We start from the raw sequence: 22222 nt of genomic DNA on the forward strand, positions 1-22222 counted from the left end.
CGTAAAGACTATGAATTATCAAATCGGACCTTGGCAATTTATTAGTAATCGCTGTGTGATTACTTCAAACCATTTAGAAAGGGAATTAGATCCACTCTTAGTAAAGCTATTACTTCACTTTATAGACAAGCCTCAACAAATTGTTTCCCGCCAAGAGCTTATTGAGTGTGTTTGGCAACAGAGCTTTGTTGATGATAATGCGATTAACCGTGCAATCTCAGAGTTAAGAAAGCAGCTTGCCCACCCAATTGAAAAATCACCGCTTTTAAAAACGCATTACCGTAAAGGATATAGCCTAACAGTAATACCTGAGCGTTTAACGCAAGCAAACGTTTCTAATGAGCCTGTAAACATTTTGCCTGATTCACCGGGTATTTCAGCCAAAAATGAAGAGATAGCTACTGCAACTACTTCTCAACCAGTTCAAAAAAAGAATAGTAAAAAGTTTTTGATTTATTCTTTATTCGTCATTATTTGCCTGTGCTCTTTAGTATGGTTTGGGTTGTTTTTTATTAATGCACCTTCTAGCGAAAAGATTAAACAGATCACGGTTAATAAGGTAGCAAGCACGTGGAATATAGGCAGTGAGGTTCACCCTGAGATGTCCTCAGATAAACAATATTTAGCTTATACAAATGTTGAACCTGAAAATGACATAATGCATGCATTTGTAAAGCGACTATCTGATCAAAGGGAAGTTGAAATTACCTATCCTGGCTTTCAAGTATCTATTTTATCGTGGCAGTTAAATCAGCACTCTGTGTTGTTACAAGCGACCAACTTAAAGCAGCAAAAGTGTGAAATGGTTCTCGTTGATTTAAGCCAGTTTCCTGTTATAGGAGAGGCTACTTTAATTAAAAAGTGCGACCTTAGATACACAGGTTATGCGCAAGTAGACGAACGTGGTGAGCATATTTATTACACCGAATATAAAAATGAGCATGAGGGTTCAGGTTTATATAAATATGATTTAGAACTTAAAAAAGAATTCATAGTGATCCCACCACCAGGCGTCATGTATGGCGTAATCATGCCTCGTTTATCTCATTCTGGTAGTAAAATAGCATATGTACTTAGTCAAAAGGGTAAGCCTTTTTCTGTATTTAGCTACAACTTTGAGACCCATGAAACCAAGCGGTTATTTAAAGCAAAGAAAAGCATAATTAGCTTCGCGTTTGACTGGCTTGCAGACGATAAAGGCGTGATTGTTTTTGAAGACTCTGACCTTTCAACCATTGTGTTTGATGAAAATAATATTATTAAACGCACACTAACGGTTACCCCAGCAATCTCACCTTATTATATTGCAGTTCAATCTGCTAACAGCCTATTTTACTCGGAAAATATGACACAGGCATACTCGCTTATTAAAGCTACAGACCCTTTTGGTGATAATCCTGAGTATGAAGCACTTTATAAAAGTGATAAAGACGAGTACAACATTGCTGAAATAATTAATAAGGAAGGGACAGCACATGTTTTTGTATCCGAGCGTTCTGGCAGCAGTCAATTGTGGCTCTCTCAAAATGGTCTTACAAAGCAACTTAGCTTTTTTAATTACGATGATGGCTCATCAACTTTTTTATTAGGAGGACTAAGAGCCTCTCCTAATAAGCAACGCATGATATTCATGAAAAATAAAGGTTTTTCACTTTATGACGTAAACGCTCAAAAATTTTATCCATTTGAAGAATTTAATAAGCATAAAATAGTAAGCTATATTTGGTCAAAAAATAGCGACAGCATTATTTATGTTAAGCGACTTGGTTCAAAAAATATATTGGCAGAATTTAATTTAGTAACACGTGATACACGTGTAATAGAAGGTATAAAAGCTAATAAACTCATTTCAGATAGTAAAGGTAACGGGTACGTAACCAATGATAATCAGTTAATTCGCCTTTCAGATAGGCAAAGCTGGGAATTACCTAAAAACGCCAAAAAGTCAGTTGCGTATGGAGTTAGCAAAGACTATTTCTATTATTCAGATTCTATTTCTAGAGTCGCTAGACTAAATTTACACGATCAAACTATACAAGATATTCACGTGGACTTTCGACCTATTGGCTTTGAAGTGAGTTCAGATAACGAAATTTTATTCACGGGTGCTAAATACAAAGATATGCAAATTATACAAATTAGTTGGGATGAATAAAAAGTTTATCAAGGACTAACAGTCGGGAGCTAAATATAAAAAACACCAAGTAGTTAAACTACTTGGTGTTTTTTATTGGTATTAAAGCAATGGCTTTAGGTAATGACCTGTGTGCGAACGCTCACATTCGGCCACTTCTTCTGGCGTACCAGCAATGAGTATTTCACCACCGCCAGCTCCGCCTTCAGGTCCTAAATCTATCACCCAATCTGCTGTTTTAATAACATCGAGGTTGTGCTCAATAACAACAATTGTATTTCCGTGGTCGCGCAAGCGATGAAGTACAACAAGCAGCTGTTCAATATCAGCAAAGTGTAAGCCTGTTGTTGGCTCATCTAATATGTAGAGTGTTTTACCAGTATCACGCTTTGATAGCTCGCGTGCTAGTTTTACACGTTGCGCCTCACCACCTGAAAGCGTGGTAGCGGCTTGACCTAAGCGGACATACGATAAACCAACGTCCATTAAGGTTTTAAGCTTGCGGGCAATAGCCGGTATTTTGTCAAAATACTCATGCGCGTCTTCAACAGTCATTTCAAGTACTTGGTGTATGTTTTTACCTTTGTATTGGACTTCGAGCGTTTCACGGTTATAGCGTTTGCTCTTACATACATCACACGGTACATACACATCAGGTAAAAAGTGCATTTCAACTTTAATTAAGCCGTCACCTTGGCACGCTTCACAGCGTCCACCTTTAACGTTAAAGCTAAAGCGACCTACTTTGTAGCCACGTGAACGCGCTTCTTGTGTGCCTGCAAATAACTCACGAATACCGGTAAATATACCTGTGTAGGTTGCCGGATTTGAACGAGGAGTACGACCAATTGGGCTTTGATCAATATCGATCACTTTATCAAAATGATCTAAACCGCTAATTGATTTATACGGTGCCGCTTCGGCAGTGGTTGCGCCATTTAGCTCTGTATGAGCAAGTTTAAATAAAGTATCGTTTATTAGCGTTGATTTACCTGAGCCCGATACACCTGTCACACAGGTCATTAAACCAAATGGGATTTTTAAATCCACATTTTTAAGGTTATTACCCGTTGCGCCAAATAGCTCTAGCCATTTATCGTTCGTTGGGTGACGTTCTTTTGGTATTTCTATTCTACGTACGCCTGATAAAAATTGGCCCGTAACAGACTCTTTGCTTGCTAAAATATCGTCGCGCGTACCTTGAGCAATAATATGCCCACCATGAACACCCGCACCTGGACCAATATCAATAATATGATCTGCAGCACGAATAGCATCTTCATCGTGCTCTACCACAATAACGGTGTTACCTAAGTCGCGTAAATGGATTAGTGTTTGTAGTAAGCGGTCGTTATCGCGTTGATGTAATCCAATTGATGGCTCATCTAGTACGTACATTACACCTACAAGACCGGCACCAATTTGACTGGCTAAGCGGATGCGTTGAGCCTCACCACCTGATAATGTATCGGCGCTACGTTCAAGTGATAAATAATTTAGGCCAACGTTAATTAAAAACGATAAGCGGTCGCGAATTTCTTTTAATATTTTTTCAGCTATTTGGCCTTTTTGTCCGGTTAATTCTAAACCTTCAAAAAATTCCATGGCTTCACCAATACTCATGCATGTGATTGCAGGTAAGTTGGTTTGTCCAATAAATACATTTCGAGATTCTTCGCGTAAGCGCGAGCCATGACAGCTAGGACACGCTTGGCTTGTTTGGTATTTAGCAAGTTCTTCGCGTACAGAGTTTGACTCGGTCTCGCGGTAGCGCCGATTCATGTTATTTAAAACGCCTTCAAACTCATGGTTACGCGTAATTAAATCGCCACGGTCGTTACGGTAATTAAACGCAATTTTAGTGCTACCAGAGCCATCTAAAATAATTTTTTTCGATTCGCTGTCTAAATCTTGATAAGGCACATCTAAATCAAAATTGTAATGATCCGCAACCGCTTGCAGCATTTGATAGTAATAAAAGCTGCGTTTATCCCAGCCTTTAATTGCACCGCCAGCAAGGCTTAACTCTGGGTTATGCACTACGCGATTAGGATCAAAATATTGACGTATACCTAAACCATCACAGGTTTGGCACGCACCAGCAGGGTTATTAAACGAAAACAAACGCGGCTCAAGTTCAGTCATTGCATAGCCACAAGTAGGGCAGGCAAAATTTGCTGAAAATAGAATCTCTTCAGCGCTGCTATCGTCCATGTATGCTACATGTGCAACACCATTAGACATTTCAAGTGCAGTTTCGAACGATTCTGCTAAGCGTTGTTGTAAGCCATCTTTTACTTTAAACCTGTCTACAACAACTTCTATTGTATGTTTTTTATGAAGCTCAAGCGTTGGAGGATCGGATAAGTCACATACTTCACCGTCTATACGGGCGCGAATATAACCTTGGCTAGATAGCTGTTCTAATAACTTAACATGCTCACCTTTACGCTCTTTTACTATTGGCGCAAGCAGCATTAATTTACTGCCCTCAGGTAGAGCCAAAACAGTATCTACCATTTGGCTAACTGTTTGCGCAGCAAGTGGTAAATCATGTGTAGGGCATCGTGGTTCGCCAACGCGGGCAAACATAAGTCGTAAATAATCGTAAATTTCGGTAATAGTACCTACGGTTGAACGCGGGTTATGAGACGTTGACTTTTGCTCAATAGAAATGGCAGGAGAGAGGCCTTCGATGTGATCCACATCAGGCTTTTCCATGAGCGATAAAAATTGTCTTGCGTACGCAGAGAGTGATTCAACATATCGGCGTTGTCCTTCTGCATAAAGCGTATCAAATGCAAGTGATGACTTCCCCGAACCAGATAGACCCGTAATAACTATTAATTTATCACGTGGGATGGTTAGGCTGATGTCTTTTAAATTGTGCGTTCGGGCGCCTCGGACTTCAATGTTTTCCATGCTATCTCGTTTATTACCAAAGTTATTTACTCAGTATCGCATAATACGAAGCAATATTAATCCTTGATCAATGAAAAATCCTTACTTATAGGCGATTAATTATTGCCAAGCTTATGGTAGAATCCCAACCTCAATTTTTCATAGAGTAAGATCACGCAGATAATGACCGCATCTTCACTTAATTCACGAGAAAAACGCGCCGCTGTATCACTGGCGAGTGTGTTTGCATTTAGAATGCTCGGCTTGTTTATGCTGATGCCTGTATTGGCTATCTATGGACAATCGCTTGAAGGTTTTTCGCCTATTTGGATTGGTTTTGCCATTGGTGCGTATGGTTTAACGCAAGCTGTATTACAAATACCTATGGGTCGATTATCCGATAAGATTGGTCGTAAAAAGGTTATTGTTGGTGGCTTAGTTGTATTTGCTATAGGCTCTGTAGTTGCTGCATTAGCTGACTCTATCCAAATGGTTACCGTAGGCCGTGCTTTACAAGGTATGGGCGCAATAGCCAGTGCGCTACTCGCGTTTGCTTCAGATTTAAGCCGTGATGAGCAACGACCAAAAGTAATGGCCGTTATTGGTATGAGCATAGGAATGAGCTTTGCCTTTGCTATGTTACTTGGGCCAATTGTCGCCGCTTCGTGGGGTATTGCTGGTGTATTTTGGTTGACTGCTATTTTAGCTGTCTTTGGTATATTTATAGTGACCATGCTAGTGCCAAAGGCGGTAAATAAAGCGCCCAAAGGCGATACATTAGCAAGCTTCAGCGACATTAAAAAATTAATTAAACACCCTCAGTTAGCACGATTAAATGCAGGTGTATTGTTATTGCATTTAACGCTAACCACAATTTTTGTGGTACTGCCGAGTCAATTAATTAAAGATGGCTTGGTTGCCGACCATCACTGGTATTTGTATATTCCAGTGCTATTTTTAGCATTTTTATTAATGGTACCAATAATGATTGTGGCCATTAAAAAAGAGAAAGAAAAACAAGCATTTATTGGCTCGGTAGCCTTGTTAACTATTAGTATGTTAGCAATGTCGGTATGGGTTAATAGTGTAGTAGGCATTGCTGTGTGTATGCTGCTTTATTTTGTGGCGTTTAACTTTTTAGAAGCCACTATGCCTGCGCTTGTATCGCGAATAGCACCTGCAAGCCAAAAAGGTTCAGCAATGGGAGGCTACTCATCTAGTCAGTTTTTAGGCGCCTTTTTAGGCGGTATGTTAGGTGGCTATGTAGCACAAACTACAACGACGCAAGCTGTGTTTGCGGCAGCGGCACTTGTTGGGTTAATATGGCTTATTATTGCGTGGAAAATGCAAGTCCCACCCAAAAGTAAAGTTATTAGTTTAATGACCAAATTAGATTCTGAAGAGCATGCTCAAGTACTTGCTTCTCAGTTAGTTGCTTTACCAGGTGTAATAGAAGCAACTGTAGTTCGCGATGAAAGTCGCAGCTATTTAAAGATTAATGATAAAGAATTTGACCTAGACCAAGCGCGTAAAGTCGCTGGTTTAATCTAACATTTATAGGAGATGGTTCCATGGCACGCGGTGTGAACAAAGTAATTTTTATTCATACTCAAAAAACTATACTTTAATTTACACTATATGTGTTTAGTCATACTTAGAGTTCTATACTTTTAAATAAATCAGAAACTATAAGGCAATACTAAACACAACTTCCATAAAGTAGTTATTACTATCAATAAATGACATATTATCTATAAACTTTAAGTAGGTTACGGTTTAACTAAAATTAACCTTTCTATGGAAAGTTAGACTTGTATGTATTGGTAAAACATTGCTTTTCATTAATTTCCCCTTAGATTAAACTTATTCAATACTGATTAAGAATAATTTAGAAAGCTATGCCACTTAAACCTAATCAATTAGATATAAAATCAGAACAAGTCGCTCAAGTGGCATTAAAAACTTTTTTTAATATTATGTTCGAATGGAATGTTACAGAAGCTCACCAAATAGCTTTTTTAGGAAGTCCTCGCCCTGAAATTTTCAAAGACTGGCAACGCAATGAATCTTCATCTCTCAGCACGGAGACACTCGAGCGTATTTCCTGTTTCATAATTATGTATAAAAACCTAGGACTCTTATTTCCAAAAAGGGAGCAAGCTAATGAATGGGTGCACAAGCCAAATAGGGCATTTGGAGGAGCTTCCGCATTAAGTTTTTTATCCTCGGGATGTCTCAGTCAATTACATAAGGTATGTATATATCTGAACAGTCAATTGAATTAATGAAAGCAATATAGATCAAATATACGTATTGCTACCGAAGTTCGGCTAAGTGCCATGTATAGTCATTCAAGCGTAACTCGTTTCTGCCCCTTTATGAGTTAACGTAATTCTCTAAGGTCGCCTTTGAGCGATCAACGGACATTCGACCTACCTCAGTCGAACGACTGCTTAGCCCAAAAATGCGGACATAGCTATTTATTCTTTATCTAATATCAATTAGCGAACCATGTACAATTATGAAACCTTAGGCAAACGTAAACTACAAGACTTGTAGATATAAGTATCACTCTTCAAGCAACTGCAATACCCCACATTCTTTAACTTTTCTATCATCTGTGCATGCCGAGGCTATCTCAGATAGGGTAGCCTTTAGCTCCTCAAGCTCTGCAATGCGATGCGTGACGTCAACCATATGTTGATGGATCAAATTGTTCACACTAGAACAACTTTTATCGGGATTATTTTTTGTATCCAACAGCTGTTTAATTTCTATTATGGTCAAATCTAATGAGCGACATTGTTTAATGAATCGCAGTGCTCTCAACGATGATGCGTCGTAAATTCTGTAGTTGCCTTCACTGCGATTGCAAGCCTCAAACAAATCCTGTTTTTCATAAAAACGGATCGTCTGAATAGAACACCCACTTTTTTTTGATAGCTCACCTATTTTCATAAACGTGCCTTTGTGTTGTTGACTCTATACTAGGTATAGACTTTACACTGTACCTATAGTTTTGGGAATAAGAGTTGAACAATGAGTGGTTGCGGCTGTGAAGTGGAAATCAAAGATGCCTCACAAAAACGGGTTCTGTATTGGCTGCTCGGCATCAATGCGACGATGTTTTTCGTTGAGATGACCGTGGGTATTTTGGCTGACTCTACTGCTTTAATAGCAGACTCTATGGACATGCTAGCGGATGCCGTTGTATACGGCATAGGTATTTATGCTGTGGGCAAATCTATACTTCACAAAGCCAAAGCTGCGAAAATCAGTGGTTACTTTCAGCTATTGCTGGGCGTAATTATTCTTATTGATATTACCAGAAGGTTATTCTTGGGCAGTGAGCCTATCTCATCACTAATGATAGGAATGGGGTTCATTGCACTAATTGCAAACGTCGTTTGCTTGGTGATCATTCGTAATCATAAAAACGACGAAGTACATATGCGAGCCAGCTGGATTTTTTCGGCCAACGATGTCATCGCCAACATGGGTGTCATTATCGCCGGAGTTTTAGTGGTATGGCTTGATAGCAGAGTACCGGATTTGGTTATCGGCTGTATTGTGTCGATTGTCGTGCTGCGCGGAGCGTGGATGATCCTCAAAGATGCCAAGCAGGAAGTACTTAATAGCGAAGTACAGAAAGGTAAAGCGGGTGATCCACTATGACATACAACAAAGCGGTTAAGCCACATATCGATTCCAAATTAACAGATTACTCAGATGCAATGTCTAACAATAATGAGAGGCAGGCATTTGCAGCGCTGGAGGATGCGCATGTAATTGGTCAGCACTCTACTTATTATCATTGTTTAATTCATTGTAAAATGCTGCGACACGGTCTTCTAAACAAAGATTGGAGAGCCGTTTTTGGACAAGTAATAAGAATAGTTGGTGCTGCAACCAAAACAGCTATCGGCCTTGTACCTAAAGGGAATACAGGTGGCACTGACATCAGCCCCTTTAAGCGACTGCCAATCAGTGCTGAAAATCAAGCGATATTGGACAAAATCAACCATGCATAATCATAACCACAGTCACAGTGATAACAGCGCATCAAAACGTATTGGCTGGGCATTTTTCTTGAATGTCGTGTTCACTATCATTGAATTTATCGGCGGGTGGCTGACAAACAGCACGGCTATTATGGCCGACGCAGTGCATGATTTGGGCGATAGTTTATCCATTGGCACCGCTTGGGGCTTAAATAAACTCAGTGATAAACAAGCAACCAATACATTTTCCTATGGCTATAAACGCTTTTCACTTCTTGGTGCATTGATTAACGGGTTAGTGTTAACGACTGGCTCAATATGGATCTTATTCGAAGCTATCCCAAGGCTTTCTGCACCCGAAATGCCGCAAGTCGAAGGCATGATACTCCTGTCAATTTTTGGCATCGCCGTTAATGGATTTGCTGCGTATAAACTTAGCGAAGGGAATTCCTTAAACGAACGTATTTTAAACTGGCATTTGCTTGAAGATGTTTTGGGTTGGGTGGCAGTGCTGATCGTATCGATCGTGCTGATGTTTAAGCCATGGCCAATTTTAGATCCTATCTTATCCATTGGCTTCACGTTATTCATTTTATTCAATGTAGTTAGAAATCTAAAAGAAACCTTATTGTTATTCCTGCAAGCCACGCCCGATGCTAAGCAGATGGAGGAAGTGCGTAAAGTACTCATGTCATTTGATGATGTGGCGGATATACATCATTTTCATATCTGGTCTTTGGACGGTGAACATAGCGTCATGACGGCACATGTGGAGTTGAAACAAGATGTTTCGGTTTCTCAATTGAGAACGCTTAAAGACGAACTTCGCCAAGGTCTTGATGAGTTTGATTTTGTGCACACTACCATTGAAATTGAATTTGCCAATGAAGATTGTCGTGATGAGTAATGTAATGATTGAAATACTTTGTTTAGGTTGGTCGATTGGTCTTAGTTCGATTACCTGTTAATATGAAAAAGATGAGAGTAGATAGATATGTTTAGTGTAAGGGTGACAAGTTACCTGCTGATTTCGCTGATTTTGTTTCAGTCGTTTTCTGCTGTCGCCAATACATTGGATTCTCATACTGTCGACTCACAACATCTAAATGAAATACACGAACATCAATTGGGCGATAACATCGCTACTGAACATGCGCAGGTTCAACTAAAATCTAGCGAACAACCTGATGCTGATAACGTCCCCGTAGATAAATCTCACAATCCTGCTGATTGCCACCACTGTGGCCATTGTCACGGAACCCATGCCCAATGGATTGTAAGCACCAATGGTATCGAACTCGATTCTGTTGCCACCCATCACAATTTCTATTACTTATCAAAAGTAATAGATGCACCGATCACGCAATTACTACGCCCACCTAAAGCATAACCCTGAACTAATCAAACACCGTTCGCCAACAGTTTGGCGATATATATTTTTTTGATAATTTAGGAATAAAACAATGATGCATTTTTCATTGAGTCGCCCTATGCGTGTGCACGCTTGGGTGATTTTCACGATGCTTGTTCTTTTGACAACACACACCGTGGTAGTAGCACAAACAAACAGTATCACCAATCGCGAAATGACCTTGCAAAGCGCCATACAGCGAACATTAGCGAATTCACCCGAGTTGCATGAGTTCACATATAGGCAACAAGCGATTGAGGGAGAAATTAAAACTGCTTCTCTCAAACCAGCCCTCAACGTAGGCATTGAAATGGAAAACTTCTTAGGAACAGGCGAGGTCTCTGGCATTAAGGACACCGAGTTGACTCTCACATTGTCGTCGGTCATTGAATTGGGCAATAAACTCAACTCACGTAAGGCGTTTGCTAAGGCGCAATCCACCTTAGTCGAAGCGCAAAAACAAGTGCACACCTTGGATGTACTGGCTGAAGTGACACGTCGCTACATCGATGTATTGGCGCAACAAGCGTTAATTGACGCGCAACAAGAGGCAGAAACACTTGCTCGATATACCTATCAGGCTGTCACAAGACGCGTGGATGCAGGTGCTTCCCCTGCATTTGAACAGAAACGCGCTGAAGCAGCGCTAGCAAGAGCTAGACTGGATGTGGTGACGGCACAGCAAACTAAGCAAGGCATGATAAATAGTCTGGCTATTATGTGGGGGGAAAAAGATCCCACTTTTACTGATGTGGAGGGTGACTTATTTGCGCTGCAATCGTCTCCTTCGTTAACCGCGCTTTTCACCACTCTATTGGACAGTCCCAATCTTGAGGTCTATACGCAAGGTTCGAGATTGCAGGCTTCCCAAGTCCGCCTTACTCAAGCAGCTAATCAATCGGATTTAAGCTGGACGGCCGGTATCAGGCGCATGAATGGCATAGATGAAACAGCCTTTGTAGCAGGCGTGAGTATGCCTCTGTTTGCCGGTGACCGAAATCTTGGCGAGTACCAAAAGCAGCGAGCAATTCAGGCACAGCTGGAACAACAAAAAGAGTCAGCGACGCAAAACCTATACCATCAGCTAAATATGGCCTTGATGGTCAGAAACAATGCGTTGCTCAATGTACATACACTGCAAAACTCTATTATCCCACCCTTAGTTCAAGCGCTGGAATTAGTAGAACAAGCCTATATCAACGGTCGATTCAGCTACCTTGAATGGGTGAGTACACGTCAAGAACTACTCAATGCCAAACAAGCCTTAATTCAATCAGCGAAGCAAGCTCATCAGCGCGGTGCAGATATCGAATCACTGACTGCACAGCCACTTGTGGATACGATCAACACCTCTTTTTCGAGAAAAACAAAATGAACAAAAATATATTAAATGAGAAGCAAAACGCTCTGTTAGTTTTCATTGTTTGCAGTGCGTTGGGATTTTTTTCAAGCACCACAATACAAGCATCAGAAGGCGAACATGGTAAAGAGGAAGCCCATAAGGATGAACGCGTATTCATGTCAGATAGCATGGCGCAAAAAATGGGCGTAATGACGCAAAGTGTGCAAACGGGTAGTCTCAATATTACCACCACTGTCTACGGAAATATCGTGACCGACCCTGCTTCACTGAGTCATGTGCGTGCACGATTCGACGGTATGGTGACCAAGGTCAATGCAAATTTAGGTAAAAAAGTTAAAAAAGGCGAGACACTGGCGGTAGTTGAATCCAACGAAAGCCTGAAAAGTTATCCCGTTGCCGCGCCGTTTTCAGGCACCGTGATTGCCAGACATGCCAATGAAGGCGAGTTATCTAATGGCCAAGTGTTATTTTCAATCGCAAACTATGATGACGTGTGGGCACAGCTTAAAGTCTTCCCACAACAGCTCTCTGATATTGCAGAGCAGCAAAGTGTTCAACTTAGTGTGGCAGGCTCATCGTTAGAAACCACTATCCAGCATATCTTACCCTCGCCAGATGAAAAACCGTATGTATTGGCGTATGCCAAAATAGCTAATACCTCAGGTCAGTGGCCGGTTGGCGCGGCTATCAAAGGGCTTGTCACAATCAACAAACTTGATGTCGCCATGATGGTGCCTAAAGCGTCGATTCAAGAGTTTGAAGGGGCTTCTGTCGTGTTTGTCAAAGAAGGTGATGAATACCGTCCCGTGCCCGTTACCTTAGGTCAACAAGATAACTACAATATTGAAGTGTTATCAGGTCTGCACATTGCAGATGTGATTGTCAGCCAGAACGGCTACCTGTTTAAAGCCGATTTAGAAAAGTCGGAGGCCGGTCATGACCACTAATAACTCAATGCTATTTACTTGGTCATGCGTCTCAGTTATTGGGGGACGAACACATGATTGAATCCATATTACGTTTATCCATAGAGCGACGAGGGATAATGCTGATGTTGATCTTCCTTGTGCTGGGCATGGGGATATTCAGTTATCAAAAATTACCTATCGATGCGGTACCCGATATCACTAACGTGCAAGTGCAAATCAATACACAAGCACCGGGCTATTCGCCTTTGGAAACCGAGCAGCGGATCACATTCGTAGTAGAAACAGCACTGGCGGGATTACCTGACCTGTCCTACACCCGCTCTTTATCACGCTACGGCCTGTCTCAGGTAACAGCGGTATTTGATGAAGGCACTGATCTGTATTTTGCGCGTAATCTCATCAATACGCGATTAGGCGCAATCAAAAGTCAGCTACCAGAAGGGTTAGCGCCTGAAATGGGGCCTATCGCTACTGGGTTGGGCGAAATCTACATGTATACCTTGCGAGCCAAGCAAAATGCGATGCAAAAAAATGGTGAGCCTTACAATGCAATGGCGCTTCGCGAGATACACGACTGGATTGTAAAACCGCAGCTCGCACTGGTTAAGGGGATCACTGAAGTCAACGCCATTGGAGGCTATGTTAAGCAATACCATGTGAATCCTGAACCACAGCTTATGCTGAATTTTGACATTAGTCTAAGCGATATCCATCGTGCTCTGGAGCGAAACAACACCAATCAGGGGGCGGGGTTTGTTGAGCGAAATGGGCAACAAATACTGGTGCGCTCACAAGGTCAACTTCAAACACTTAGCGATATCGAAAATGTGGTAATAAAACGCATTAATACTGTCCCCGTTGCGGTGAAAGACATTGGCAGTGTGGCTATTGGTAAGGAGCTGAGAACTGGTGCGGCAACGCAGGAGGGTGAAGAGACCGTTTTAGGTACAGCAATGATGCTAGTCGGCGAAAACTCACGAGCCGTTGCTCAATCCGTAGCCAAAAAGGTGAAGGACATTCAATCCAGCTTGCCTGATGGTATTGTCATTGAGCCAGTCTACGACCGTACCCTACTGGTCGATAAAGCTATCGAAACGGTTCAGAAGAATTTAGTGGAAGGTGCGTTATTAGTCATAGTGATCTTGTTCATATTGCTTGGCAATATTCGCGCCGCGCTCATCACTGCGGCAGTTATACCGCTAGCGATGTTGGCGACCATCACTGGGATGGTCAATACCGGTGTGTCTGCCAACCTAATGAGCCTTGGGGCATTGGATTTTGGATTAATTGTCGATGGTGCGGTGATCATCGTAGAGAACTGTATCAGGCGGTTATCCGAGTCTCAGAAACGCACAGGTGGAGTCTTGCCACTAAAAGGGCGGCTAGAACTGGTTTTTCAAGCGACCAACGAAGTCATTCGTCCTAGCTTATTCGGTGTATTGATTATTACTGTCGTGTATATCCCGCTGTTCTCATTGACAGGCGTTGAGGGCAAGATGTTCCAACCAATGGCGGCAACGGTCATCATGGCGCTGATAGCAGCGATGCTGTTCTCCATTACCATTGTACCGGCGGCAGTCGCGATGTTTATGGCAGGTAAAGTCAGTGAGAAAGAAAGCTTCATTATTGTTGCAGCTAAATCCGCCTATCGTCCTATCATTAATCTTGCACTGAAATTACGCTGGATAGTGCTTTTCGGCTCAGTCGTGCTGGTAGTGGGCAGCTTATGGTTGGCAACGCGATTAGGCTCTGAGTTTGTTCCCCAGCTTGACGAAGGAGACATCGCACTGCACGCCATGCGAATACCGGGCACAGGTATTGAACAAGCCGTCGCAATGCAAAAAACACTTGAATCTACCTTGATGGAATACGAACAGGTACTCACAGTGTTTGCGAAAACCGGTACCGCAGAAGTAGCTACCGATGCGATGCCGCCCAACGTAACCGATACCTTTGTGATGCTAAAACCACGAGCGCAATGGCCTGATCCTGACCTATCAAAAGCTGAATTCGTGGAAACCCTTGAGCGAGACTTACAAGCGGTGACAGGTAATAACTATGAGTTTACCCAACCTATCCAAATGCGCTTTAACGAGTTGATTAGTGGGGTAAGGGCTGATCTTGGTATAAAAGTCTTCGGAGATGATTTAACCACGCTTGTTGCCTCTGCAAACGACATCTTAACAGTTTTGCAATCAATTGACGGCGTGGCGGATGCACGACTTGAACAGGTCGATGATATCCCTATCTTCACTATTAACCCCAAGCCAGTCGAGTTGGCACGTTATGGATTGGACGTCGCCGATTTACAGGAGTGGTTGGCGTCAGCTATCGGGGGTAATACCGCAGGCTTAATTTTTGAGGGAGATAGACGATTCGAGTTGCTTGTGCGATTTGATGAAGGTATCCGCACAAACTTAGATGCCATTGACAGCACTCCTATTATTACGTCCGATGGGGAATTTGTGCCGTTATCAGAAGTCGCTACGCTGGGTTATTCGTCTGTTCCCAATCAAATCAGTCGAGAAAACGGTAAGCGCAGAGTCGTGGTTACCGCCAATGTCAGAGAGCGCGACTTGGGGAGTTTTGTTGACGAAGCCAAAATCAAAATAACCGAACAGGTAGCTCTACCAGCAGGCTACTGGCTGGATTATGGCGGCACGTTTGAACAGCTTGAAAGTGCCAGTCAGCGACTGTCTATCGTGGTGCCGGCCACGCTTTTCCTGATACTTGTGTTACTAGTGGTGGTGTTTGGCTCATTTCGTGATGCCTTGATCATCTTCACTGGTGTGCCTTTAGCCTTAACAGGAGGTGTTTTCGCACTCTGGATGCGTGACATGCCACTGTCTATATCTGCCGGAGTCGGGTTTATTGCGCTCTCTGGTATTGCGGTACTAAACGGCTTAGTGATGTTGTCATTTATTAAACAGCGAGTACTAGAAACAGGTGACTTGATTAACTCAATCGTTGATGGAGCTATCACAAGATTGCGTCCGGTTCTGATGACGGCACTGGTAGCAAGTTTAGGTTTCATCCCCATGGCACTGAATGTCGGGACTGGCGCTGAAGTGCAAAGACCGCTTGCAACGGTAGTGATTGGCGGGATCATCTCGTCCACCATCCTAACATTGGTCGTTTTGCCTATTTTATATCGGATGATGCACTCGAAATTAACTAAGGAGTGAATGTTGGGCACCGTATTGCAGAAAATACGGTGCTCTTCGTCTGGAAATTTAAAACAACTGAAAATGATTACTGAACTGTATATTCACCAATAAGAAGCTGATTGTCCGGAATACTACAATTACCACCAATTCAATCAAGGTCGAATGATGATCTGCAAATGACACAAATTTAACAGTCAGGTCTAACGTTCGACTGTCCGCTTATAGGCTCAAAGCAGACCGTCAGAGAATTTCTGCTCAACAACTGCAATTGGCACAAAGCCGTCCTTTGGCTCTACTCATCTTTGTCCAAAAACGAGTTTAACCGACCGTCTGCTTCCGCCCAAAGCCGCTTATCAGGTGAAGTCTAGAACCGTTCTTTTAAACTGTAAGTTCGCATATGAGCTACTAAAAATTAGGCTATTAACCCCTTATATATGTATCTAAAAAACCCATAAATATAACGCGTCTTCAATTATTATCGCTTAGACTTGGGCCTCTTCTATATTTAATTCTATTTGGTATATCTCTATAAGTTGATCCATTAGGTTTAGCTTGTGCAGTAGGCTGGTATAACGCTTTTCTAAATTTTTTGAAGCGGGTGCCATAATCTCCTTTAAATTATGGTGATATTCATATAGCTCATAATACTTTTCACGTTGAGATTCATATTCTAATACTTCAAAGCTGCACTTGTAGCGTTGCGCTTGTAAATCTAGTAAATAGTTAGCTTTTAATTGGGCCACTGTATTCGAGCACTTATGTACTTCATAAAATAAGTCTGTTTTTTTATAGGTAGAATATTGACTCCCTTCAGCTCTCATCTCTTTCAATAAACCAGTTTTAGTAAATTTTCTCGTTAGCTCAATTACTTTATTTTCTATATTGGCAAGTTCATAGCACTTATTTTTAGTCAAACAACAAATACCTACGGCTATCTCTTTCGATGTAAAGCAGTCTATATTTTTCATAGCAATAACTGTCTCAAAGAATGAGTCTAGTTCTAATTGCATAGCCATACCTTTTATGTATTATAGTGTATATTTTATGTAATATATTACATATGTGGATTGCTATCAATATGGGATCATTCTATTTTTAGAATCCCGGTATTGTTGAAATGCGATCGGTTATAGAAATAATTGGTAAAAATATAAAATTAGCTCGTGTAAAAAAAGAGTGGAGCCAAGCAGAGTTGGCCCATAATTTAAACGTAGAGCAAAGTTACATTAGTAGAGTTGAAACTGGATCTATAGCTATATCTTGTGAAAAGGTATATGAAATAATGGTGCTATTAAACTGTGAGGCAAACGATCTATTCCCTTCTGTATCCCAAATAAAAAAATAGCATTGTCGCAAAATTATAATACTAGAACTGTTCGGCTCATCGTATTTTTGATTATCTGTAACTAATATTACTTCCTATAGCTGAGCCTTAAACGCGATATGTGAGTTGGGATAATCGACTTCGAAAATAGTAAGAAATACTTTTAAGAAGCTCTATCTTATTTTGTATAGTTTATAGAGGCTTTTGAACTTATTACTATGCTGAATTTATTCTATTCATTCAAATACATCTCTGCCATATCATCTAATTTGGCTTTTACTTCTTTCCAATTGGGCATTACTTGTGTGAGTAAGCGCCAGAAACGCTCGCTGTGGTTGTGTTCTGCAATATGGCAAAGCTCGTGCAGTATCACGTAATCAATACATTCTTTCGGGGCTTTAACAAGGTGGGGGTTGAGCATCAAGTTACCTTTGGTCGAGCAGCTTCCCCATTGCTTTCTCATTGCTATTACACGAAAAGATGGAATGCCTGTTACCCATGTGGTCTTAGGAAGTAGTTCGGCTAGTCGCTCATGGAAAATAGCTTTTGCTTTATGCTGATACCATTTATCGATTAGCGGTTTAATTTTCGCAGCGCGGCTACCTTGACTATCCGGGGCAGTATCTTTGCTTATTTCATACTTGAGTGTGACGTTTAATTTGCCTCGGCTGAGCTTCACACTGGGCACTTGCTCAGCATCAACAATTACCTTGAGTACATAGCGCTTACCTAAATAAAATTGGGTTTCGCCACTTACATAACGCTTATGCAATACCGTGTCTTTTTGCTTTGCAAAGTCATTAATACTTTGCCATATCCATCTTGCACGCTTGTGCATGGCATCAACAATAGCGTCTTCGCTTGCATCATGAGGCACAGTCGCAACAACACGCTGATCAGGGTGAACCTTAATAACGACCTTACGTGCTACTTTTTTAGCGGTATCACTAGGCTTTGTTTTACGAATAACGTCATAGCGAATGGTGTCGTTACCATAAGTAAAAACTCCGTGTTCTTTGGTTGTTGCGCTGCTTTCTTCAGAATGAATAGCAGCGGCTACCGTTTTTTGTGTCACTTACATTAGCCTCTAGCTATGCCTAATCGGGTTATCTTTAACACTTCTTCAATCAGCTTTTGTGCGTTATCAAGGCCAAGCTCAGCAAACAGTATGGGTAATAACTTCATGTGAATGGCGTTTTCAATTTCCGCAGGGTTAATGGAGTACTCAGCAACAGCATCATTCACGACGGCATCAATATCAAAAGCAAGCGCTACCAATTTCTCATTATCCAGTGCCTTTTCAGTTAAAAGCTCACTATCGAATAGATGTTTGAACAAACCAAAGTAGGCTTGGGCATGTTTGTTTAACTTGCCTACGTCATCCATAAAGTCATTAGGAACATCAGCCATTTTACGGTCTTTTACTTCTTGCTCAAAATCAGCGAATAATATGTACTGCTTAACAGGGGCATCAAACATGGCTCTAGCATCGTCAATGGCCTTTTTAAGCATCTTAGAAAAATATTCTTGTGCATAAGGATCATCAGCTAAATCTTGCTCAATCATCTTGGTGATTCGGCCTGTAATTTTGTCCGTTTGGTTACGAGCTTCGTCATCGCTCATATCCTGCGGCTTAACGTCTTTGCCCAAGTTACCCACTAAATATGCGCCATCTGGCTCTTTTACTTCAATACCCGCTATGTGTTTATCGAGCAAGCTACGGATATCTTCAGCGTATTCATCATAGTTAATGGTTTCGTCGGCATCTTCACGTACTTGTTTACGTAAATCTACAAAGGCTTTTAAGTCTCGTTTGTATAGGTCGCGCTTGTTATCAAACGACTTATCTTCAAAGTAGGTGGCAGATTGCAGCGCTACTTTCATACAGTTTGAAAATGCCGTGAGTATTGAGTAAAAATCATCACGCTTTTTAAGGTTGGTGTCGGTAAGCTTACCATCAACCTCATGCACTTTCGGTGCTAGTGCTTGGCGTAAAGCGGGGCCATCTTGTTTGTTTTTTACACCTTCAAATATCGCCCACAAATCGCTGTGCAACCCCGGAAGCTTTTTATACTCGGTGTCCATGCGGTTATATAAACCTTTTAGGTCATCTATATCAAAACCGCCTTGAGTACGCTCCGCAAGGTCTTGGTACTTTTCTATAGTGGTATCAAGTTCTTTTAATATGCCCCGATAATCAATTAAGTAGCCAAACTGCTTTTTACTATGCAGTCGGTTAACACGGGCAATCGCTTGTATTAGGTTGTGCTCTTTAAGGGGCTTATCGATATAAAGCACAGTGTTCTTTGGCTCGTCAAAGCCTGTCAGGAGCTTATCTACTACGATCATGATGTCAGGGCCGTCATCTCTGCCAAAGTCTTCAATAATGGCTTTGGTGTAGGCTTTTTCATCCATTTTATCAACATTGGCTTTCCACCAATTTTGTACAATGTCTTTGCTTTCTTGATCAACTACATCATGCCCCTCACGTGTGTCAGGAGCCGACATTGCCACAACTGATGTCACGGTGCCAATTTTATCTAAAGCCTCTTTATAACGTATTGCAGAGGCTTTAGAGTCACAAGCTAACTGACCTTTTAAACCTTGATGCTTAAAGTTTTGAAAATGGTCGGCAATATCATAGGCAATCAACATAATGCGATCGGCAGTTTGATATATTTGACCTTTTTGTGAAAACTTTCTTTTTAAATCGGTTTTTTGTTTGTCGCTCAGCTTACTGGTACTACGATCAAACCATGCATCAATCGCCTTATCGTTAACGTTTAGCTCAGGAATACGTTCTTCATAAAGCAATGGGGTCACTGTTTTATCTTCAACCGCTTGCTGCATAGTGTAAGAGTGAATGATTTTACCGAACTTGTTTTCGGTCTTATCGTCTTTTAATAGCGGCGTACCTGTAAAGGCGATAAAGGCAGCTTTAGGCAGGGTTTGCTGCATACGGATATTATTTTCACCGTTTTGGCTGCGGTGGCCTTCATCCACTAACACAATTATATTTGGGCTATCGTTGTAGCAGTTTTTGTGTTTTATTGCAGAGCCAAACTTATTAATAATCGAAAAAATAACGCGCTCGTTACCTTGACCAATTTGCTCGGCCAAGCGCTTACCTGTGGTTGCCATTGCATCTTTTTTATCACGGTCGGTAAGTACACCACCCGAGGCAAAGGTACGGCTTAGCTGGTCTTCTAAATCCACGCGGTCAGTCACAATAATTACGCGGCACTGCGCAAGCTCTTCAAGCCAAATAAGTGCCTTTGATAAAAACACCATCGTAAACGACTTACCACTGCCCGTAGTATGCCAAATAACTCCACCTTCACGGGCACCAGTGTCATCAAACGTATTAATACGCTCTATTAGCGCCTTAATGCCAAACACTTGCTGATAACGTGCGACAATCTTGCCTGCTTTTTTATCAAACAGCGTAAACAGTCGGGTCATATCTAATAAGCGTTCAGGGCGCAATAAACTTACAATCAACCTGTCTTGGTCGGTTACCGTCAGCTCTCCGGCAGCAATAAGTGACTGGTAATCTGCTTTATCTTTTGCGGGGCGATGATTAAACAATGCATTTAATTGCTCATCAGCAAGAGTGTGGTTTTTAAGCCTTACAAATTCCGCTTCCGGTATTTGCTCTTCTTTCCACTTCGCCCAAAACTTATCTTTTGTGCCGCACGTTGCATACAAGCCCTCATGCCCGTTTATGGCCAACAGTAACTGGCTGTAGGCATATAAATGCGGTATTTCATCCTGCTTTTGATTACGAATATGCTGAGAAATTGCCTCAGCATTGGTCGATTTACCCTCTTTGTTTGAGTCGGGACGTTTTGCCTCAATCACCACTAATGGCAACCCATTTACAAAACACACAATGTCCGGTCTGCGGTTGCCTGTACTCTCGGCATTTTGTACTACTAATTCTTCGGTACAATGAAACGCATTGTTATCAATATTATGCCAATCAATCAGCTTAATAGTGGGGGATGCTTTTTTACCATCAATAAATTCAGTCACACTCACGCCATACATTAGTGCATCATAAATTTTTTCGTTAGCGGCTTTTAACCCAAGGTTCATGGCAGGGTTTAGCTCATGCATCACCTTATCAATGGCCGCTTCTGAGAGCCTATGTTGCTTACCTGCAAACGAAAACGTCTGTTTGGCTAAAAAGGCACGCATCACAGGTAACAACACCACCTGATGGGTACTTTTTTTATGGCTTGCTAAGGTATTACCACGTAGCGCTTCACAGTCACCCGGTGAAATAAACGTGTAGCCTAAGTTAGTTAGCAGCGTAAGCGCGGGAATTTTTGCGCTGAATTCTTCTTGAAACTTAATGGTTGTCATTGTGCCTAATCATCCTTAAATTACATCGCCTATTAAGTTAGGTTTTTGCGAATAACTTACATGTATTTGGTCATCACTTAACGTTATTTCCAAGTAACCCAAAAAGTTAGGCCAATCTTGAAGCGTTAATCGCTTGTCTCCAATACGAGCCGCTAAGGTGGCTAATATGGTGTCGTGAGTAACCCATAAATGCACTCCATCTGCTGAGTTACTTAACAGTATTTTTATATCACTAAAAATACGTGCAACCGAATCATTTAAATCATAAAAACCATCCCATGATTCAGTACCCGAAAGCAAATGTAAATTTACAGCTTCATGACCTTTTTTCAGCCAATGTTGCCAAGCTAAGTCACCATCTTTAATAATAAAACCAGGATCGCCTAATAAGCGACACTGCTCTATATCATCAGGTTTAAAATGAGTTGCCTGAGCTATTAATTCGGCAGTTTGAACACATCGGCCAATAGGGCTGGTTCTAATACTCAATACTTGACCGCTTATTAGAGAAGCAAATAATTTACTCTGCTTAATACCTTCATCAGTCAGCATTACATCATTACCCACGGTGTTCGGTAAAATATCGGGCCGAGCAGCATGTCTTACAATGAGTATTCTTTTCAT

The 22222-nt window shown here is 41.5% G+C and carries 17 protein-coding genes; 11 read left to right on the top strand and 6 right to left on the bottom strand.

What is annotated here, in order from left to right; all coding sequences use genetic code 11:
* The first annotated feature begins 10 nt into the window (after nucleotides 1-10).
* On the top strand, nucleotides 11-2155 hold the full coding sequence (locus tag JG479_RS01860; protein WP_200219804.1) for a transcriptional regulator: 2145 nt from the start codon (nucleotides 11-13) through the stop codon (nucleotides 2153-2155).
* Nucleotides 2156-2236: 81 nt separating this feature from the next.
* On the opposite strand, the gene uvrA is transcribed toward JG479_RS01860, so the two are convergent.
* Nucleotides 2237-5056 (bottom strand): excinuclease ABC subunit UvrA, encoded by a 2820-nt coding sequence (uvrA, locus tag JG479_RS01865; RefSeq protein ID WP_200219805.1) that lies wholly within the window; start codon nucleotides 5054-5056, stop codon nucleotides 2237-2239.
* A gap of 162 nt (nucleotides 5057-5218) precedes the next feature.
* Between uvrA and JG479_RS01870 the strand changes: the two genes are divergently transcribed.
* Together JG479_RS01870 and JG479_RS01875 are read left to right on the top strand one after the other, a co-directional pair.
* Nucleotides 5219-6586, top strand: coding sequence for an MFS transporter (locus JG479_RS01870; protein ID WP_149602041.1), 1368 nt, complete (start codon nucleotides 5219-5221; stop codon nucleotides 6584-6586).
* Nucleotides 6587-6933: 347 nt separating this feature from the next.
* On the top strand, nucleotides 6934-7320 hold the full coding sequence (locus JG479_RS01875; protein WP_200219806.1) for an MbcA/ParS/Xre antitoxin family protein: 387 nt from the start codon (nucleotides 6934-6936) through the stop codon (nucleotides 7318-7320).
* A 283-nt stretch (nucleotides 7321-7603) separates the two neighbouring features.
* On the opposite strand, the gene cadR is transcribed toward JG479_RS01875, so the two are convergent.
* Nucleotides 7604-7993, bottom strand: a complete 390-nt coding sequence (gene cadR, locus JG479_RS01880) for a Cd(II)/Pb(II)-responsive transcriptional regulator (RefSeq protein WP_182671357.1) — start codon at nucleotides 7991-7993, stop codon at nucleotides 7604-7606.
* An 81-nt stretch (nucleotides 7994-8074) separates the two neighbouring features.
* Here cadR and JG479_RS01885 point away from each other — a divergent pair, with 81 nt between their 5' ends.
* From JG479_RS01885 to JG479_RS01915, 7 genes are all read left to right on the top strand, one after another.
* Entirely contained in the window at nucleotides 8075-8710 is a 636-nt protein-coding gene (locus JG479_RS01885; RefSeq protein ID WP_182671358.1) for a cation transporter, read from the top strand.
* Nucleotides 8707-9066 carry a DUF3703 domain-containing protein gene (locus JG479_RS01890; protein WP_058549645.1) on the top strand — a complete coding sequence of 120 codons (360 nt, stop codon included), beginning with the start codon at nucleotides 8707-8709 and terminating at the stop codon, nucleotides 9064-9066. Before JG479_RS01885 ends, JG479_RS01890 begins: the two co-directional genes overlap by 4 nt.
* Nucleotides 9059-9943, top strand: a complete 885-nt coding sequence (locus JG479_RS01895; protein ID WP_058549644.1) for a cation diffusion facilitator family transporter — start codon at nucleotides 9059-9061, stop codon at nucleotides 9941-9943. Before JG479_RS01890 ends, JG479_RS01895 begins: the two co-directional genes overlap by 8 nt.
* Before the next feature lie 87 nt (nucleotides 9944-10030).
* The gene (locus JG479_RS01900) at nucleotides 10031-10426 is read left to right on the top strand and encodes a hypothetical protein (protein WP_182671361.1); all 396 of its coding nucleotides are present in this window, start codon (nucleotides 10031-10033) and stop codon (nucleotides 10424-10426) included.
* A 73-nt stretch (nucleotides 10427-10499) separates the two neighbouring features.
* Nucleotides 10500-11822, top strand: coding sequence for a TolC family protein (locus JG479_RS01905; RefSeq protein WP_182671362.1), 1323 nt, complete (start codon nucleotides 10500-10502; stop codon nucleotides 11820-11822).
* The gene (locus JG479_RS01910; RefSeq protein ID WP_200219807.1) at nucleotides 11819-12757 is read left to right on the top strand and encodes an efflux RND transporter periplasmic adaptor subunit; all 939 of its coding nucleotides are present in this window, start codon (nucleotides 11819-11821) and stop codon (nucleotides 12755-12757) included. Before JG479_RS01905 ends, JG479_RS01910 begins: the two co-directional genes overlap by 4 nt.
* A gap of 53 nt (nucleotides 12758-12810) precedes the next feature.
* Entirely contained in the window at nucleotides 12811-15924 is a 3114-nt protein-coding gene (locus tag JG479_RS01915; protein ID WP_182671364.1) for an efflux RND transporter permease subunit, read from the top strand.
* Between the two features lie 464 nt (nucleotides 15925-16388).
* Here the strand turns inward: JG479_RS01915 and JG479_RS01920 are convergent, their stop codons facing one another.
* Nucleotides 16389-16916, bottom strand: a complete 528-nt coding sequence (locus tag JG479_RS01920) for a hypothetical protein (RefSeq protein ID WP_200219808.1) — start codon at nucleotides 16914-16916, stop codon at nucleotides 16389-16391.
* A 107-nt stretch (nucleotides 16917-17023) separates the two neighbouring features.
* On the opposite strand from JG479_RS01920, the gene JG479_RS20250 reads away from it, so the two are divergent.
* Nucleotides 17024-17251, top strand: a complete 228-nt coding sequence (locus JG479_RS20250) for a helix-turn-helix domain-containing protein (RefSeq protein ID WP_128583447.1) — start codon at nucleotides 17024-17026, stop codon at nucleotides 17249-17251.
* A gap of 211 nt (nucleotides 17252-17462) precedes the next feature.
* Here the strand turns inward: JG479_RS20250 and JG479_RS01930 are convergent, their stop codons facing one another.
* Genes JG479_RS01930 through JG479_RS01940 form a run of 3 tightly spaced genes read right to left on the bottom strand, consistent with a single transcriptional unit; the run spans nucleotide 17463 to nucleotide 22222 of the window.
* The gene (locus JG479_RS01930) at nucleotides 17463-18305 is read right to left on the bottom strand and encodes a M48 family metallopeptidase (protein WP_200219809.1); all 843 of its coding nucleotides are present in this window, start codon (nucleotides 18303-18305) and stop codon (nucleotides 17463-17465) included.
* A 5-nt stretch (nucleotides 18306-18310) separates the two neighbouring features.
* Nucleotides 18311-21598: a type I restriction endonuclease subunit R gene (locus JG479_RS01935; protein WP_200219810.1), complete on the bottom strand. Its 3288-nt coding sequence runs from the start codon at nucleotides 21596-21598 to the stop codon at nucleotides 18311-18313.
* A gap of 15 nt (nucleotides 21599-21613) precedes the next feature.
* A complete protein-coding gene (locus JG479_RS01940; RefSeq protein ID WP_200219811.1) occupies nucleotides 21614-22222 on the bottom strand; it encodes a histidine phosphatase family protein in 609 nt (202 codons plus the stop codon).

This window comes from Pseudoalteromonas sp. LC2018020214, assembly GCF_016598755.1.
In the GTDB taxonomy this organism is placed as follows: Bacteria; Pseudomonadota; Gammaproteobacteria; order Enterobacterales; family Alteromonadaceae; genus Pseudoalteromonas; species Pseudoalteromonas distincta.

Excerpts from the sequence above, each read along its gene's own strand:
- JG479_RS01860 (WP_200219804.1), top strand. The coding sequence starts at position 11 with ATGAATTATCAAATCGGACCTTGGCAATTTATTAGTAATCGCTGTGTG.
- uvrA (WP_200219805.1), bottom strand. The coding sequence starts at position 5,056 with ATGGAAAACATTGAAGTCCGAGGCGCCCGAACGCACAATTTAAAAGAC.
- JG479_RS01870 (WP_149602041.1), top strand. The coding sequence starts at position 5,219 with ATGACCGCATCTTCACTTAATTCACGAGAAAAACGCGCCGCTGTATCA.
- JG479_RS01875 (WP_200219806.1), top strand. The coding sequence starts at position 6,934 with ATGCCACTTAAACCTAATCAATTAGATATAAAATCAGAACAAGTCGCT.
- cadR (WP_182671357.1), bottom strand. The coding sequence starts at position 7,993 with ATGAAAATAGGTGAGCTATCAAAAAAAAGTGGGTGTTCTATTCAGACG.
- JG479_RS01885 (WP_182671358.1), top strand. The coding sequence starts at position 8,075 with ATGAGTGGTTGCGGCTGTGAAGTGGAAATCAAAGATGCCTCACAAAAA.
- JG479_RS01890 (WP_058549645.1), top strand. The coding sequence starts at position 8,707 with ATGACATACAACAAAGCGGTTAAGCCACATATCGATTCCAAATTAACA.
- JG479_RS01895 (WP_058549644.1), top strand. The coding sequence starts at position 9,059 with ATGCATAATCATAACCACAGTCACAGTGATAACAGCGCATCAAAACGT.
- JG479_RS01900 (WP_182671361.1), top strand. The coding sequence starts at position 10,031 with ATGTTTAGTGTAAGGGTGACAAGTTACCTGCTGATTTCGCTGATTTTG.
- JG479_RS01905 (WP_182671362.1), top strand. The coding sequence starts at position 10,500 with ATGATGCATTTTTCATTGAGTCGCCCTATGCGTGTGCACGCTTGGGTG.
- JG479_RS01910 (WP_200219807.1), top strand. The coding sequence starts at position 11,819 with ATGAACAAAAATATATTAAATGAGAAGCAAAACGCTCTGTTAGTTTTC.
- JG479_RS01915 (WP_182671364.1), top strand. The coding sequence starts at position 12,811 with ATGATTGAATCCATATTACGTTTATCCATAGAGCGACGAGGGATAATG.
- JG479_RS01920 (WP_200219808.1), bottom strand. The coding sequence starts at position 16,916 with ATGCAATTAGAACTAGACTCATTCTTTGAGACAGTTATTGCTATGAAA.
- JG479_RS20250 (WP_128583447.1), top strand. The coding sequence starts at position 17,024 with ATGCGATCGGTTATAGAAATAATTGGTAAAAATATAAAATTAGCTCGT.
- JG479_RS01935 (WP_200219810.1), bottom strand. The coding sequence starts at position 21,598 with ATGACAACCATTAAGTTTCAAGAAGAATTCAGCGCAAAAATTCCCGCG.
- JG479_RS01940 (WP_200219811.1), bottom strand. The coding sequence starts at position 22,222 with ATGAAAAGAATACTCATTGTAAGACATGCTGCTCGGCCCGATATTTTA.